The following is a 14,577-nucleotide window of genomic DNA, read 5'->3' as shown; positions in this document are numbered from 1 at the left end:
GATTTTTCCAGGCTGGCACAGGGTTTGCCCTAGGAAGGGCATGTCCTCGCTTTTCACCCCTTTCTCCAGCCTGCGCCGTCTGCGCGCCTGGACCGTGCTGGGTGTGCTGCTGGCCACGCTGGCCGGGGCGTCGGCGCAAACGCCGCGCTTCGACTGGAACAGCCTGAGCGAGCTGGCGCAGACACGCGCGCGCCAGCCGTTTCAGGCAAACGGCGACAAGCTGCCGCCCGAGCTGGCCAACATCACCTACGACCAGCTGCGCGACATCCGTTTCCGTCCCGAGCGCTCGCTCTGGCGGGCCGAGGGCCTGCCCTTCGAAGCCCAGTTCTTTCACCTCGGGCTGTACCAGACCGAGCCGGTGCGCATCCACGAGCTGCTGGCCGACGGCACCGTGCGCCACGTGCCCTACCGGACCAGCGACTTCGACTACGGGCAGAACTCCTTCGACCCCCGCCCCTGGGGCGATCTCGGCCACGCCGGCTTCCGCCTGCATTTCCCGCTCAACAGCACCGCCTACAAGGACGAGTTGGTGGTCTTCCAGGGCGCGAGCTACTTCCGCGCGCTCGGTGCCGGTCAGCAGTACGGCCTGTCGGCGCGCGGCCTGGCCATCGACACCGTGGGCGGCACCGGCGAGGAGTTCCCGCGCTTCACCGAGTTCTGGATCCAGCGCCCGGCCGCCAACGCCACCGAGGTCACCGTGCTGGCCCTGCTGGAGTCGCCACGCGCCACCGGCGCCTACCGCTTCGTGATCCGCCCTGGCCGCCAGACGCTGACCACCGTGACCGCGCGCGTCTTTCTGCGCGCCGGTGCCGGCCCGGTGAACACCCTGGGCATCGCGCCGCTCACCAGCATGTTCCTCTCGGGTGAGAACCAACCGATGCCGGGCGACTTCCGCCCCGAGGTGCACGACTCCGACGGCCTGATGATGGTCAACGGCGAGGGCGAATGGCTGTGGCGTCCGCTGCAGCGCCCCCAGGCGGTGACGGTGAGCTCCTTCGGCATGCGCAACCCGCGCGGCTTCGGCCTGATGCAGCGCGACCGCAGCTTCGCCAGCTACGAGGACGTGGAGGCCCGCTACGAACGCCGACCCAGCGCCTGGATCAAGCCACTGGGCGACTGGGGCGATGGCCGCGTGGAACTGGTGCAGTTGCCCACGCCGGACGAGACGCACGACAACGTGGTGGCCTACTGGGTCCCCGCCGCCCTGCCCGCGCCGGGCCAGGCCATGGAGTTCGCCTATGAGATGGCCTGGCAAGGCGACGACCAACAGCGCCCGCCGTCGAGCTGGGTCACGCAAAGCCGGCGTGGCTACGGCTTCACCCGCCTCACGCCGGCCGAGCAGGCGCGCCAGCCGCAGTACGTGCTGGACTTCGCCGGCCCGGCACTGGACGCCCTGCCCGCCGGTGCGCAGGTGCGTGCCGTGGTCACCACCAACACCAATGGCCGCGTGCTCGAAGCACTGGCCTACCCCAACCCCGCCACGCGCACCTGGCGCGTGAGCCTGCGCGTGGAACGCATCGATCCGGCCCAACCGGTCGAGCTGCGCGCCTTTCTGCAACACCTCAACGACACCGTGAGCGAAACATGGACACATCTGCTGCTACCCGAATGAGCACCGCCCGCACCACCGTGCGCGCCGAGCGCCATCCGAATTCGGTGACCGCACCGCCGATCCACCGCGGCTCCATGGTGCCCCGCCCGTGGCGCGGTTTCTGGAACAGCATCGGCACCGCGCTGCTGAGCACGGCCAGCGGTCTGCTGCCGCCCTGGGCTGCGCCGACCGAAACACCCAGGCCCGCCCTGCAGGCCTGGGAGCACGCGGCCAACCGCCGCCGGCTGGTGTTCGCGTTGCTCACGGTGTTGAGCACCGCCTTCGCCACCAGCCTGTTCGCCGACGCGCAGCCCGAACACCACAACACCTGGCTGCAGTACGGCCAGCTCGCCTTGTTCGGCCTGCTTTCGGCCTGGGTGGTCACGGGCTTCGTGACCGCGCTCATGGGCTTCTGGGTCTCGCTGCGCGGTGACGCCCACACGCTGTCGGCCGCCGCCGTGCGCGACAACCCCATGAACCCGGACGCACGCACGGCCATCATCATGCCGATCTGCAACGAGGACGTGGCCACCGTGTTCGCCGGCCTGCGCGCGACCTGCGAGTCGCTGGCGGCCACCGGTCACGCGCGCCAGTTCGACGTGTTCGTGCTCTCCGACAGCTACGACCCCGCGATCGCCCGGGCCGAGCGCCGGGCCTGGGAAGACCTGCGCGCCGCGCTGGCCGCGCAAACGGAACTGCCGCAGATCGAGGTGTACTACCGCCTGCGCACGCGCCGCACCCACCGCAAGGCCGGCAACGTGGCCGACTTCTGCCGCCGCTGGGGCAAGGACTACCGCTACATGGTGGTGCTCGACGCCGACAGCGTGATGAGCGGCTCGTGCATCGTCTCCATGGTCAAGCTCATGGAGGCCCATCCCAAGGCCGGCATCATCCAGACCGCCACCCAGGCCATCGGCCACGCCACGCTGCACGCCCGCGCCCAGCAATTCGCCTCGCGCGTGACCGGCCGCCTGTTCACGCTGGGCATGCAGTTCTGGCAGTTGGGCGAGTCGCACTACTGGGGTCACAACGCCATCATCCGCGTGGAGCCCTTCATGCAGCACTGCGCCCTGGCGCCCATCAAGGGCACGGGTGGCATGTCCGGCGGCATCATGTCGCACGACTTCGTGGAAGCCGCATTGATGCGCCGCGCCGGCTACCACGTCTGGCTGGTCTCGGACCTCAGCGGCAGCTACGAGCAGCAGCCCCCCGACCTGCTGAGCGAACTGCAGCGCGACCGCCGCTGGTGCCAGGGCAACCTGCAGAACTCGCGGCTGATGGCCGAGCCCGGCATCCACCGCGTGCACCGGGCCATGTTCGCCATTGGCGCCATGTCCTATGTCTCGGCGCCGCTGTGGCTGGCCTTCCTGAGCTTCGGTACCGCGCTGTGGATGTCGGACGAAAGCGTGGCGACCTTCTGGCACACGGTGCCCAGCGAGCTGCGCGGCCTGTGGGCCTGGACGCTGTGCATGCTGTTCATGCCCCGCGTGCTGGGTCTGCTGGCGGTGTTCCTGCGGCGCGAACAGAAGAACTTCGGCGGCACCGGCACGCTGCTGGGCAGCGCGGCGGTGGAGACCGTGCTGGCTCTGCTGCAGGCGCCCATCCGCATGCTGGCGCACTCGCTGTTCGTGCTGGTGGCCATCACCGGCATCCAGCTGGACTGGAAGTCGCCGCCGCGGGAAGCCGCCGGCGTGCGCTGGCGCGATGCCGCCGCCCGCCTGGCGCCCATGACCCTGGTCATCGGCCTGCTCGCGGTGGGCGTGACCGCCATCAATGCCCAGGCCCTGATCTGGCTGGCACCGGTGGCCCTGCCGTTGCTGCTGGCCGTGCCGCTCACCGTGGCCACCAGCCACGTGGAACTGGGCGCCTGGATGCGTTCGCGCGGCGTGCTGCTGATCCCCGAGGAATCGTGGTCGCCCGCGGTGCTGCGCCGGGCCTGGCGGCATGCGAGCCGTTTCTCGCTGGCATCCGCCGCCTGATCGCCTGCCGCGCTGAGGCACGGACAGCGCCGGCCAGCGACCGGCAACCCTGTCCTGGCGGGAGGTCTTCGGGCAAGGCCCTCAGGACCGCCGCCACCACCCCAGCCACGCGCCGCCGAGCTGGTTCACCACCAACCCGACAAGCACCAGCCCCGTGCCCAGCCACTGCTGGGGCAGCGGCATCTCGCCGAAGAAGACCCAGGCGGCCGTCAGGCCCACCACCGGCACCAGCAACGAAAACGGCGTGACGCGCCCGGCTGGATGGCGCTTGAGCAGGCGCGTCCACAGGCTGTAGGCCAACAGCGTGGCCAACCAGGCCAGGAACAGCACCGACAGGATGGCCCCCAGACGCAGGCCCGTCACCTGTTGCCACACCTGTGGCGGCCCGTCGGTCCACAAGGCGAGTGCGAGAAACGGCAGGATGGGAAACACGCTGCTCCAGACGATGAAGCCGAAGGGGTCGTAGTCGGCCTGCCGGTTGGCCAGGCGGGCCACCACATTGGAGACCGCCCACATGAAGGCGGCCGAGAGGGTGAGCACAAAGCCGGCCAGCGTCATCTGGCCCGGCCCGTCGCCGTGCGCGGTGGCGATCAACAGCAGGCCGGCCAGCGCCACCGCGAGCCCCACCCACTGCGCCTTGCGCGCACGCTCACCCAGCAGCGGCATGGCGAGCAGCAGCGTGAAGAAGGCCTGCGTCTGCATGACCACCGAGGCCATGCCCGCCGTCATGCCCAGCTTCAGGCCCAGAAAGAGAAAACCGAACTGGCCCAGGCCTTGCGCCAGGCCATACGCGGCCACGCAGTGCCAGGGCAGGCGTGGAAAGCGCACCAGCAGCAGAAAGGGCAAGGCCGCCAGCGTGAAGCGCAGGGCACCCAGCAACATGGGGCTCACGTCGCGCAGCCCCACCTTCATGACCACGAAGTTCAGCCCCCAGATCACGACCACGCCCAACGCGCGCAGCAGGTCGCCGCGCGAGAGTGGCTGCGCGTCGCTCATGCGGGTACCCTGACCGGCCGGCCCTGCGCCGTGCGCGCGGCCACGAAAGCGTCAAAGGCCTGCGCGCTGGTCTTGCGCGGACGGTAGCCCAGACGCTCCTTGAGCGCGGTGTTCAGCAACACGGGCCGGTAGCGCAGAAAGTCCAGTTGCTCTGGCCCGTAGCGGCTCACCCCCAGGGCGGAACCGATGCGCAGCGCGGTGCGCAGCAGGCCAGCCGGCAGCACGCGCAGCGGCTTGTTCAGGCGCCGCGCGATCTCAGCGAGGGTCAGCGCGCCGTCGCCCGCGAGGTTGTAGCAGCCGGGCACGCCGTGCTCGCTCAGCGCGTGCAGGATGGCGCCGGTCACGTCCTCGTCCCAGATGAACACGAAGGGACTGTCGCTGCCGGCGATCGCCAGGATGCGGGGTTTCTCGAACAGCGCCGTGATCTGGTTGTCCACGCGCTCGCCCAGGATGGTGCCGATGCGCAGCACCGTCTGGCGCAGCGCGGGATGGGCGGCCCGCGTCTCGGCCAGCATCTCCTCCATCAGGCGCTTGTGGTGGGCGTAGGCAAACACCTCGTTGCCGCGCAGGGGATGGTCTTCGGTGAGCCAGGCCGGGTTGTCGGCGTGGTAGCCGTAGGCCGCGCCACTGCTGGACACCACGAGGTGGCCCACGCCATGGGCCAGGCAGGCGTCGATCACGTTGCGCGTGCCGCCCACGTCCACCGCGTACTCGAACTCCCGGTTGGACCCTTTACCGGGCGTCACGATGGAGGCCAGGTGCACGACGCTGTCGATGCCGTGCGCGGCCACGCTGGCACCCAGCGCGCGGTCGCGCACGTCCTGCGTCACGTAGATGACGTCGGGCAGCCGGCGCTCCTGCGGTACCTCGCGCACGTCCACCGCCACCACCTGTTCCACGGCCGGCTGGCGCACGAGCGCAGCCACCAGACCGCGGCCCAGAAAACCGTCGGCCCCGGTGACCAGCACGCGCCGCGCGGCGTGGCTCCGCGTCACGTCCGCACCTCGGTCGGGCGGCCACCCCGCAAGGGCTTGCGCGACCACCAGTGCGCCAGCAGCAGGCCGGCGATGATGTCCCAGAAACCCCAGACGCCCGCGACCACGGCCATGCCGCCAAGGCCACCGAAGAAGCTGAAGATGAGCACCAGCCCCAGGCCGGCATTGCGGATGCCGACCTCGATGGACAGGGCGCGCCGGTCGTAGTCCGGCAGGCCGGCGGCACGGGCAATGGCGTACCCCGTGCCGAAGGCCAGCGCGTCGTGGATGACGACCGCCAGCAGCACCAGGCCCACGTAGTCGAGGAAGTAGCGCCAGTTGCCCGCGATGGCGCCGACGATGAAGGCGATGAGCGCCAGGAAACTCAGGATGCGCACCGGCTTCTTGAAACGCGCGGTCCAGGCGGGGAAGCGGTGCGCGCACCACAGGCCCAGCGCGAAGGGCACGCCAATGATGAGCAGGATGTGGCCGACCATCTCCAGCGGATCCAGGGCGATGGTCTTGAGCAGAGGCGCGGCCGTCGGGTGGATGCCACCCCAGAACGCGAAGTTCAGCGGCATGGCCACGATGGCGATGGCGTTGGAGACCGCCGTCATCGACACGCTGAGCGCCACGTTGCCGTTGGCGCGGTGCGTGAGGATGTTGCTCACGTTGCCCGGCGGGCAGCAGGCTACCAGGATCATGCCCAGCGCGATGCTGGGGCCAGGCTGGAGCAGCAGCGTGAGCACATAGGTGATGGCGGGCAGCGCGACGAACTGCGCGACGATGCCCACCGTGAAAGCCAGCGGCATGCGCAGCACGCGGCGAAAGTCCTCGATGCGGGTGTCCAGCGCGATGCCGAACATGAGGAAAGCCAGCACCGCGTTGAGCACGGCCAGCGAGGCCGGGTTGAAGTTCAGGCGTATTTCGTCCACGGGCAGCATGGGGGTCTCCTCGTTGGGGGGTGGTCAGCCCTGCGCAGCGGCGGCTTCGCGCACCGCCTTGCGGTACGCGTCCTTGTTCACGTAGTAGGCCATCCGTTCGAGCTGCAGGTATGTGTAGCCGCCGGAGAGATCTGGCGGCGGGCCGGCCTTGGCGGCCTTGAGCGCGGCCGCGCTGGCGCGCCCTTCGTCCAGTCCCTTGAGGTAGCGCGCCACCAGTTCGGCCTGCTCGTAGCGGCCTTGCCAGCCCAGGCCGCTGGCCTCCACCATGCCCAGCACCGCCAGGCGGTCAAAGCGTGGCGCGAAGATGTTGAGGTAGAGCGCCGGCGCCATGCCCTGCCAGTTGAGCAGCGCGCGGTCCAGGAAGGGGTAGTGCAGCTTGTAGCCAGTGGCGGCAAGGATGAGGTCGTAGTCGCGCGCGCTGCCATCGCGGAAGTGCACGGTGCGGCCATCCAGGCGCGCGATGTCGGCACGCACGCCGACGTCGCCATGGCCGATGTGGTAGAGGATCAGCGAGTTCACCACGGGATGCGACTCGTACATTCTGTAGGCGGGCTTCGGAAAGCCGAAGCGCACCGGGTCACCGGTGAACCACTTGAGGATGGTGCTGTCGATGCGCTGCTTGAGCCAGGGCGGCAGCGTGATCCTGCCGCCGATGCTGTCGGCCGGCTTGCCGAACACGTACTTGGGCACGAAGTAGTAGCCGCGCCGCACCGAGATGTCCACGCTGCGCGCCTGGTGGACCGCATCGACGGCGATGTCGCAACCGGAATTGCCGGCGCCCACGATGAGCACGCGCTTGTCCTTGAAGAGGCTGGCGTCCTTGTAGGCCGAGGTGTGCAGCAGCTCGCCATCAAAGTGGCCCTCGAAGCTCGGCATGTTGGGCTCGGCCAGCGTGCCATTGGCAATGACCACCCCCTTGTACTCTGCGCTCTCGCGCACACCGTCCGCCGACTCGGTGCTCACGCGCCAGAGGGTGTCGGGTGCATCGCTCACCGGCTCGACCTTCAGCACGCGGGTGCCAAAGCGGAAATGCCCACGCAGCCCGAAATGGTCGGCGAAGGCGCGAAAGTAGGACAGCAGTTCGCGGTGGCTGGGGTAGTCGGCGACCCGCTCGTCCATGGGGAATTCGCTGAACTCGGTCATGCGCTTGCTGGAGATCAGGTGCGCCGACCGGTACACCGTGGAACGCGGGTTGCCGATGTTCCACAGGCCGCCCACGTCGGTGTGGGCCTCGAAGCCCTGGAAGGGGATGCCGTGTTTCTGCAGGCAGCGCGCGCCCGCCAGGCCGGACGGGCCGGCGCCAATGAGGGCGATCTGTTCGGTGGTGTGGGTCATGGTTTCTCGATGCCAGGGATCTCGGTGGCGCCCGCTTCGCCGACGCGGGGCTTGCGCGGCTGGCCCAGCAGGATGCGGTCGTGCAGCCGCGCCGGGAGCAGCCCCAGCAGGCGGGAGAGCCAGCCCACGCGGCGCGGCAGCACGATGTGTTCGGCGCCAGCCGCGACGCCGGCCAGCAGGCGCCCGGCGGCCTCGTCGGGCTCCAGCAGGCCGGGCATGGCGAAACGGTTGCCCGCGGTGAGCGCGGTGCGCAGGTAGCCGGGGCTGACCGTGTGCACCGTCAAGCCCGTGGGCCGCAGCTCGGCGCGAAGGCTCTGCAGGTAGGCGATCAGGCCGGCCTTGCTCGCGCAATAGGCTCCGTTGCCCGGCATGCCGCGCCAGCCGGCGATGCTGGCCACGCCCACCAGCGCGCCGGGGCGCCCGCTCTCCCGCATGGGCGCCAGAAAGGGCTGGAACGTGGTGGCCACGCCCAGCAGGTTGATCTCCAGCATGCGGCGCATCACCACAAGGTCCTCGGCTTCTGCCGTGTCAAAACCCCCTGCCACGCCGGCATTGGCGATGACCAGGTCCGGCACGCCCGCGCGCGCCATCCAATCGGCGGCCATGGCCTGCACGGCCAGCGCGTCGGACACGTCCGGCCGGTAGACCGCGCAGCGCTCCGGAGCCTGCGCGGCCAGGGCATCGAGCACGGGTGTGCGCAGTCCCACCAGGGCCACGCGCGCACCCGAGGCGATGAGCGCCTGTGCCAGCGCTTGTCCGAGACCGCCACAGGCACCGGTCACCACCGCGTTGTGAAAGCTCGACCGTCTCAAAACCCGTCTCCTCGTTGCACGCCACCGCTTGTGGGGAGACTGTAGGCGCCACTAGAATTCATCTCGAAATATTTATTCAATTCGTCTCGTTTTCCGAGATATGAACACCGACACCGAGAGCAGCCCCGGCCTGCGGCTCATGGAGTTGCTGGACCTGATCACCCGCCAGGACAAGGCGCTGGCGCTGCCCGAACTCGTCGCACTCACCGGCTGGCCCAAACCCACGGTACACCGCATGCTGGCACAGCTGGAAACCGGTGGCTGGCTGCAGCGCGAGCCCGGTGGGCGCCATTTCGCGCTGGCACCTCGCTTGCTGCGCCTGTCGGAGGCGGCCCTGAGCACCAGCGCCCGCCAGGGGGTGCGCCATGCGGTGCTGCGCCAACTGGTCAGCGAGGTGGGCGAAAGCTGCAACCTCACCGCCCTGTCGGGCGCGGACGTGGTCTACCTCGATCGGGTGGAGTCGGCCTTTCCGCTGCGCCTGGAACTGCGCCCGGGCACCCGCGTGCCCATGCACTGCTCGGCCAGCGGCAAGCTGTTCCTGGCCTGGATGAATGCACGGCAGCGGCGCACACTGCTCGATGGCATGGCGTTGCCGCGCTACACCGCGAACACGCTCACCGAGCGCGCCGCGCTGGAGGCGGAACTGCAGGTGATCCGCCGCGATGGGCACGCGGTGGATGCCGAGGAGTTTGTCGATGGGCTGGTGTGTGTGGCGGTTCCGGTGTTCGCCCCTGGCCAACGCACAGTGCGCTGCGCGCTGGCCCTGCAAGCCCCCGCGGCCCGCATGACACTGGCCCAGGCGCGGCTGCAACTGCCCCGTCTGACGCTGGCCGCGCAAGCGCTGGCGCGCACGCTGGGCTGAGCGCGCGGCGTGGCGCCGTTCGCTCAGGCTCCCGGTGGCGGGGGCTTCAGGTAGCGCTCGTCGGACCAGGTGGCCAGCCACTGCGGCCGGAACGCGACGAAGACCGCCACCAGCATGCCGGTGAGGAACGCATCGCCCCAGGCCATGAGCCAGCGGCTCACCAGTGCCTGCTCCAGCGCCACGCCGCTGAAGCCGTGGTGCAGCAGCTCCATCACCGAGCCGGAGACGAACAAGGCGGCGGCCGTCCCTAGAAAACCGCGCCCCAGGGTGTAGACGAAGGGGTTGGGCGGCAGGTAGCGCTTGAGCACCGCGCCGATGGCCAGCACCAGCGTGGCCGGCACCAGGCCCAGCCAGAAACCCTGCGACAGCACGTCCCCCGCACCCGTCTGACCGATCAGCCAGACCTGCAGCGCGACCAGCGCCAGCACCGGCACCGCCAGTGGCCAGCCCAGCATCAGGACCAGCAGGCTGGCACCGGAGAACTGCACCGGAAGGCCGGCGGGCAGGCGCTGCGGCAACAGCCACAGCCAGGGCAGCAGGGCCAGGGTCGCCAGCGCGGGCGTGAGCAGGGGACCACCCAGCATGCGCCAGGGGCGCAGGGACAAGGCCAACGCCAGCGCGGCGATGGACAGCGCGGCCTCCAGTGCCAACTCCATCGCGCTGCCTTCCGGGCCGATCAGCCCATGCCCGGTAGCTTGGGCATGCCTTTCATGCCGCCCAGGCGTTTCATCATCTTCATCATGCCGCCACCCTTCATCTTTTTCATCATGCCCTGCATCTGCTCGAACTCCTTGAGCAGGCGGTTGACTTCCTGGACCTGCACGCCCGCCCCCGCGGCGATGCGGCGCTTGCGTGTGGCCTTGATGATGTCGGGCCTGCGGCGCTCCTGAAAGGTCATGCTGCAGATGATCCCCTCCTTGCGCCGGATGTCCTTCTCGGCGCGCCCCATGTCGACCTCGCCGGCCTTGGCCGCGATCGCGCTGGGCAGTTTGTCGATGAAGCTGGAGAGCCCGCCCATCTGCTTCATCTGGCGCAATTGGTCGAGGAAATCGTTGAGGTCGAAGCCCTCGCCACTCTTGACCTTGGCGGCCAGCTTCTGGGCCGCGGCCATGTCCACGCCGGCCGTCACCTGCTCGACCAGGGCCACGATGTCGCCCATGCCCAGCACGCGCCCTGCATGGCGTTCGGCGTCGAACACCTCCAGGCCATCGATCTTCTCGGACACGCCCGCAAACTTGATGGGCGCACCAGTGATTGCACGCACCGACAACGCGGCGCCACCGCGCGAATCGCCGTCCAGCTTGGTCAGCACGATGCCGGTCAACGGCAGCGCCTCCTTGAACGCCTTGGCGGTGTTGATCGCGTCCTGACCCTGCATGGCGTCCACCACGAACAGGGTCTCCACCGGCTTGAGCACCGCGTGCAGTTCCTGGATCTCGCGCATCAGCGCCTCGTCGATCGCCAGGCGACCCGCGGTATCGACCAGCAGCACGTCGAAGTAGTGGCGGCGCGCATGGTCGAGCGCCGCGCGCGCGATGTCCACCGGCTTCTGGTCCGGCGTGCTGGGGAACCATTCGGCACCCGCCTGCGCGGTCACGGTCTTGAGCTGTTCGATGGCCGCGGGCCGGTAGACGTCACCGGACACCGTGAGCACCTTCTTCTTGCGCTTCTCGATCAGGTGGCGCGCCAGCTTGGCCGTGGTGGTGGTCTTGCCCGCGCCCTGCAGGCCGGCCATCAGGATCACCGCCGGTGGCTGTGCCGCCAGGTTGAGGTCGGCCACGCCATCGCCCATGGTGGCGGCGAGCTCGCGGTTGACGATGCCCACCAATGCCTGCCCTGGCGTGAGCGAACCCACCACCTCCTGGCCCAGCGCTTTTTCCTTCACGCGGGCGATGAAGTCGCGCACCACCGGCAAGGCCACGTCGGCCTCCAGCAGGGCCATGCGCACTTCGCGCAGCATGTCGTTGACATTGCTCTCGGTGATGCGGGCCTGGCCGCGCATTTCCTTGACGATGCGTGAGAGACGTTCTGAAAGGGCTGAGGCCATGCTGCGCGCTGCGGTTGGGAAGTGGGGTGCCGCGCCAGGCGGCCATCGGAGCCGGCGGGCCGGCACATCCGGGCCGCGACAGGCCCGTTAAACTGTGCAGATGATTCTAGAGCCTGTTCAAAGTCTGCCTGGGGTCTCTTCCTTGTCCCACATACCGTGCGTGTCCTTTCCGGCATGAACCTGCTGCCCGCGTTTGCGTCAAACCCGCTGGCCGTGCTGCTGTCCGTGTTCGCGGCGCTGGCCTATGCAGCGCTCGCCGTCTTCCACCCCCGCATGGGCGCCACCCAGAGCCGTGGTCTGCTGGGGTTGGCCTGGCTGCTGCACCTCGGCGTGCTGGTGGTCAACCTGTTCGAGCAACCGGCACGCTTCGGGTTTGCGCCGGCGCTCTCCGTCACCGGCTGGCTGGTGCTGACCGTCTACCTGATCGAAAGCCGCCTGTATCCGCAGATGCGGGCCCGCTGGACGCTGTCGGTGCTGGGCACGCTGGTGGTCCTGCTCGCGCTGGCCTTTCCTGGCACGCCCTACCCTTCGCTGCATTCCAGCTGGCTGCCACTGCACTGGGCGCTGGGCATCGCGTCCTACGGTCTCATCGCCGCCGCCGTGGTGCATGCCTGGCTGATGCAGCGCGCCGAACGCGCCATGCGCCTGGGCCAGTCGGACGAAGCCGCGATGCCGCTGCTGACGCTGGAGAGACTGACCTTTCGCTTCGTCGCCGCGGGCTTCGCCCTGCTCAGCGCCACGCTGCTGGCGGGCTGGTACTTCACCGAGCAGTTGAACCACCGCTGGGTCTGGGACCACAAGACGGTCTTTTCGGTGCTGGCCTGGCTGACCATGGGCATCCTGCTGTGGGGCCGCTGGCAACTGGGTTGGCGCGGACGCGCGGCGGTGCGCACGCTCTACCTGGGCGCGGGCCTGCTGCTGTTGAGCTACGCCGGTTCGCGCTTTGTGCTGGAAGTGCTGCTGCACCGCGGCTGAGCCTCCATCCGGGACCCTCATGAAATACCTGCTTGTACTGGCTGTCGTGGTGGTGGCCTTCTATATATGGCGCAACAACCGGCTGGCCGATCGAGGTGATGCGGCACCGCCCAACCCGTCGCGCCGGCCGGCCACGCCCGCCATCATGGTGGCCTGCCGCCAGTGCGGCACCCATCTGCCGCAGAGTGAGGCCGTGCAGGGGCGCGATGGCAGCTGCTACTGCAGCGCCGAACACCGCCAACTGCAGGAAGGCAGCACGCACTGACATGGCCCGCGACGTCAGCTCGCAATTCGCACCGTCCTGGTACTCCGCCTTCGAGGGTGGAAACCGGCAGAGCCGCGAGCAGCGCACCCGGGCCTTCGTGCGCCTGTGGACCACGTTCATGCGGGCACGCGTGTTCATCGCCGCCGTGCTGCTGGCCCTGCAGGCCTTCCTGGCCATCACCGCCAACGGTCCCACTTGGCTGGTGGCGGTCTGCACCCTGCACCTGGGCGCGGCCATCTTCGTGCTGTACGGCTGGCGGCCGGTGGAGCAGGGTTCGCCCATGCACCCGCAGTGGCTGCTGACCATCGGCGTCGATGTGGTGGTGTTCGCCATCCTTCAGTACTTCCACGTCAGCGACATCAGCTACATCCCCCTGTTCGCACTGCCGGTGCTGATGTCGGCCATCCTCGGTCCGCTGATGCTGGCACTGGGAACCGCGGCCAGCGTCACCCTGTACCTGCTGCTGGAAGCATGGCTGAGCGCACCGCTGCTCAGCGATGTTTCCACCAACCGGTTCCTGCAGACCGCGCTGACCGGCACCGGCTTTTTCCTCGTCGCGGCCCTGGCCAACCAGTTGGCCATCCGCCTGGCCCGCGAGGAGGCCCTGGTGGCCAGCAGCCAGGCCGCCGCGCGCACCCAGGCACAGGTCAATGAACTGGTCATCGAACACCTGAGCGTAGGCGTACTGGTGGTGGATCCGCATGGCGTGGTGCGCAACGCCAACCCGGCCGCGCAGGCCATGCTGCTGGGCGAGGTGTCGGCGCAGCCCGCCAAGTTGCTGCTTTCCGCAAGATCGAGCTGGCACCACCTCTCCGCTCTGGTGAGCGAAACCTTCGCCTCTGGCCAGTCGCTGGAGGCGGAGACCACCATCGACAACGAGGATCGGCCCAGCCAGAGGCTGCACGCGCGCACCAAGCTCACCGCACAGTCCGGCCGGCGTTCGGGCCTGTGCGTGCTTTTCCTGGAAGACCTGCGCGAGGTGGAGGCACGGGTACGCACCGAGAAGCTGGCGTCCATGGGGCGCATGTCAGCGGCCGTGGCGCATGAGATCCGCAACCCGCTGTCCGCCATCTCGCAGGCCAACGCCCTGCTCGACGAAGAGGTGCGCGAGCCGGCGCAGAAGCGGCTGACCAGCATGATCGAGCAGAATGCGCAGCGCCTGTCTCGCATCGTCGACGACATCCTCAACGTCGCGCGGGCCCAGCCCAGCCAGGGTCTGGGGGCGTCCACCTCGCTGCCGCTGGACCAGATGGTTCGCCAGATCACCCACGAATGGACGCGGCAGAGCCGGGCCGAACGCGTGCTGGGTGTGCATACGCACGCGCCAGCCGCGCACGTCGCCTTCGACCCCGAACACCTGCGCCGCCTGCTGGTCAACCTGCTGGACAACGCCATCCGCCACGCCAGCGGCAAGCCCTCGTCGATCCGCGTGATCACGCAGCCCAGCGGCGGCGACCACATCCGTCTCTCGGTCTGGAGCGATGGCCATCCGCTGGAGGCCAGCGTGATGCGCCATCTGTTCGAACCCTTCTTCTCCTCTGAAAGCCGCTCCAGCGGCCTGGGCCTGTACATCTGCCGGGAGTTGTGCGAGCGCTATGGCGCGCAGATCGCCTACCAGCGCACGCGGCTCGACCAACGCGAAGGCAATGAGTTCTATGTGCTGATGCCTGCCGCGGCCCAGCCGACGGCCGGCGGCCAACCGGTGCAGCAAAGCCTGTCGTACCCGGTGGTGGACTCGGTCGCCACGCGCGCCAGCAGCACCCTCTCGGGCGATCCCCCCATGGCCACCCATTGACC

13 protein-coding genes are annotated in these 14,577 nt (G+C 69.1%); 6 read left to right on the top strand and 7 right to left on the bottom strand.

Features of this window, described 5'->3' with window-relative positions:
* Positions 1–40 precede the first annotated feature (40 nt).
* Both KIT53_RS04965 and mdoH read left to right on the top strand, forming a co-directional pair.
* Positions 41–1,612, top strand: a complete 1,572-nt coding sequence (locus KIT53_RS04965) for a glucan biosynthesis protein G (RefSeq protein ID WP_297748553.1) — start codon at positions 41–43, stop codon at positions 1,610–1,612.
* Positions 1,609–3,570, top strand: coding sequence for a glucans biosynthesis glucosyltransferase MdoH (mdoH, locus tag KIT53_RS04960; RefSeq protein ID WP_297748551.1), 1,962 nt, complete (start codon positions 1,609–1,611; stop codon positions 3,568–3,570). Before KIT53_RS04965 ends, mdoH begins: the two co-directional genes overlap by 4 nt.
* 81 nt (positions 3,571–3,651) lie before the next feature.
* On the opposite strand, the gene KIT53_RS04955 is transcribed toward mdoH, so the two are convergent.
* From KIT53_RS04955 to KIT53_RS04935, 5 genes are read right to left on the bottom strand one after another with little or no spacing between them, the layout of a single operon-like run.
* Entirely contained in the window at positions 3,652–4,566 is a 915-nt protein-coding gene (locus tag KIT53_RS04955; RefSeq protein WP_297748548.1) for an EamA family transporter, read from the bottom strand.
* A complete protein-coding gene (locus KIT53_RS04950; protein ID WP_297748544.1) occupies positions 4,563–5,561 on the bottom strand; it encodes an SDR family oxidoreductase in 999 nt (332 codons plus the stop codon). Before KIT53_RS04950 ends, KIT53_RS04955 begins: the two co-directional genes overlap by 4 nt.
* Positions 5,558–6,484: a bile acid:sodium symporter family protein gene (locus KIT53_RS04945; protein ID WP_297748540.1), complete on the bottom strand. Its 927-nt coding sequence runs from the start codon at positions 6,482–6,484 to the stop codon at positions 5,558–5,560. Before KIT53_RS04945 ends, KIT53_RS04950 begins: the two co-directional genes overlap by 4 nt.
* A 24-nt stretch (positions 6,485–6,508) precedes the next feature.
* On the bottom strand, positions 6,509–7,819 hold the full coding sequence (locus KIT53_RS04940) for an NAD(P)-binding domain-containing protein (protein ID WP_297748538.1): 1,311 nt from the start codon (positions 7,817–7,819) through the stop codon (positions 6,509–6,511).
* The gene (locus KIT53_RS04935) at positions 7,816–8,631 is read right to left on the bottom strand and encodes an SDR family oxidoreductase (RefSeq protein WP_297748535.1); all 816 of its coding nucleotides are present in this window, start codon (positions 8,629–8,631) and stop codon (positions 7,816–7,818) included. The genes KIT53_RS04940 and KIT53_RS04935 overlap by 4 nt, the downstream gene beginning before the upstream one ends.
* Positions 8,632–8,731: 100 nt before the next feature.
* Between KIT53_RS04935 and KIT53_RS04930 the strand changes: the two genes are divergently transcribed.
* A complete protein-coding gene (locus tag KIT53_RS04930) occupies positions 8,732–9,493 on the top strand; it encodes an IclR family transcriptional regulator (protein WP_297748531.1) in 762 nt (253 codons plus the stop codon).
* Positions 9,494–9,516: 23 nt separating this feature from the next.
* Here the strand turns inward: KIT53_RS04930 and KIT53_RS04925 are convergent, their stop codons facing one another.
* Complete coding sequence (locus KIT53_RS04925; RefSeq protein WP_297748967.1) at positions 9,517–10,143, bottom strand: energy-coupling factor ABC transporter permease; 627 nt, start codon at positions 10,141–10,143, stop codon at positions 9,517–9,519.
* A gap of 26 nt (positions 10,144–10,169) precedes the next feature.
* Complete coding sequence (gene ffh / locus KIT53_RS04920) at positions 10,170–11,540, bottom strand: signal recognition particle protein (RefSeq protein WP_297748528.1); 1,371 nt, start codon at positions 11,538–11,540, stop codon at positions 10,170–10,172.
* Positions 11,541–11,714: 174 nt separating this feature from the next.
* On the opposite strand from ffh, the gene ccsA reads away from it, so the two are divergent.
* From ccsA to KIT53_RS04905, 3 genes are read left to right on the top strand one after another with little or no spacing between them, the layout of a single operon-like run.
* Positions 11,715–12,515, top strand: coding sequence for a cytochrome c biogenesis protein CcsA (gene ccsA / locus KIT53_RS04915; protein WP_297748525.1), 801 nt, complete (start codon positions 11,715–11,717; stop codon positions 12,513–12,515).
* Positions 12,516–12,534: 19 nt separating this feature from the next.
* Positions 12,535–12,780: a PP0621 family protein gene (locus KIT53_RS04910; RefSeq protein WP_297748522.1), complete on the top strand. Its 246-nt coding sequence runs from the start codon at positions 12,535–12,537 to the stop codon at positions 12,778–12,780.
* Between the two features lies 1 nt (position 12,781).
* On the top strand, positions 12,782–14,575 hold the full coding sequence (locus tag KIT53_RS04905; RefSeq protein WP_297748518.1) for a PAS domain-containing sensor histidine kinase: 1,794 nt from the start codon (positions 12,782–12,784) through the stop codon (positions 14,573–14,575).
* Positions 14,576–14,577: the final 2 nt, after the last annotated feature.

The sequence above is a fragment of the Hydrogenophaga sp. genome (assembly GCF_026125785.1).
Lineage (GTDB): Bacteria > Pseudomonadota > Gammaproteobacteria > Burkholderiales > Burkholderiaceae_C > Hydrogenophaga.
The sequence above is the reverse complement of the archived record's forward strand: the minus strand, read 5'-3'. Positions and strand labels throughout refer to the sequence as shown.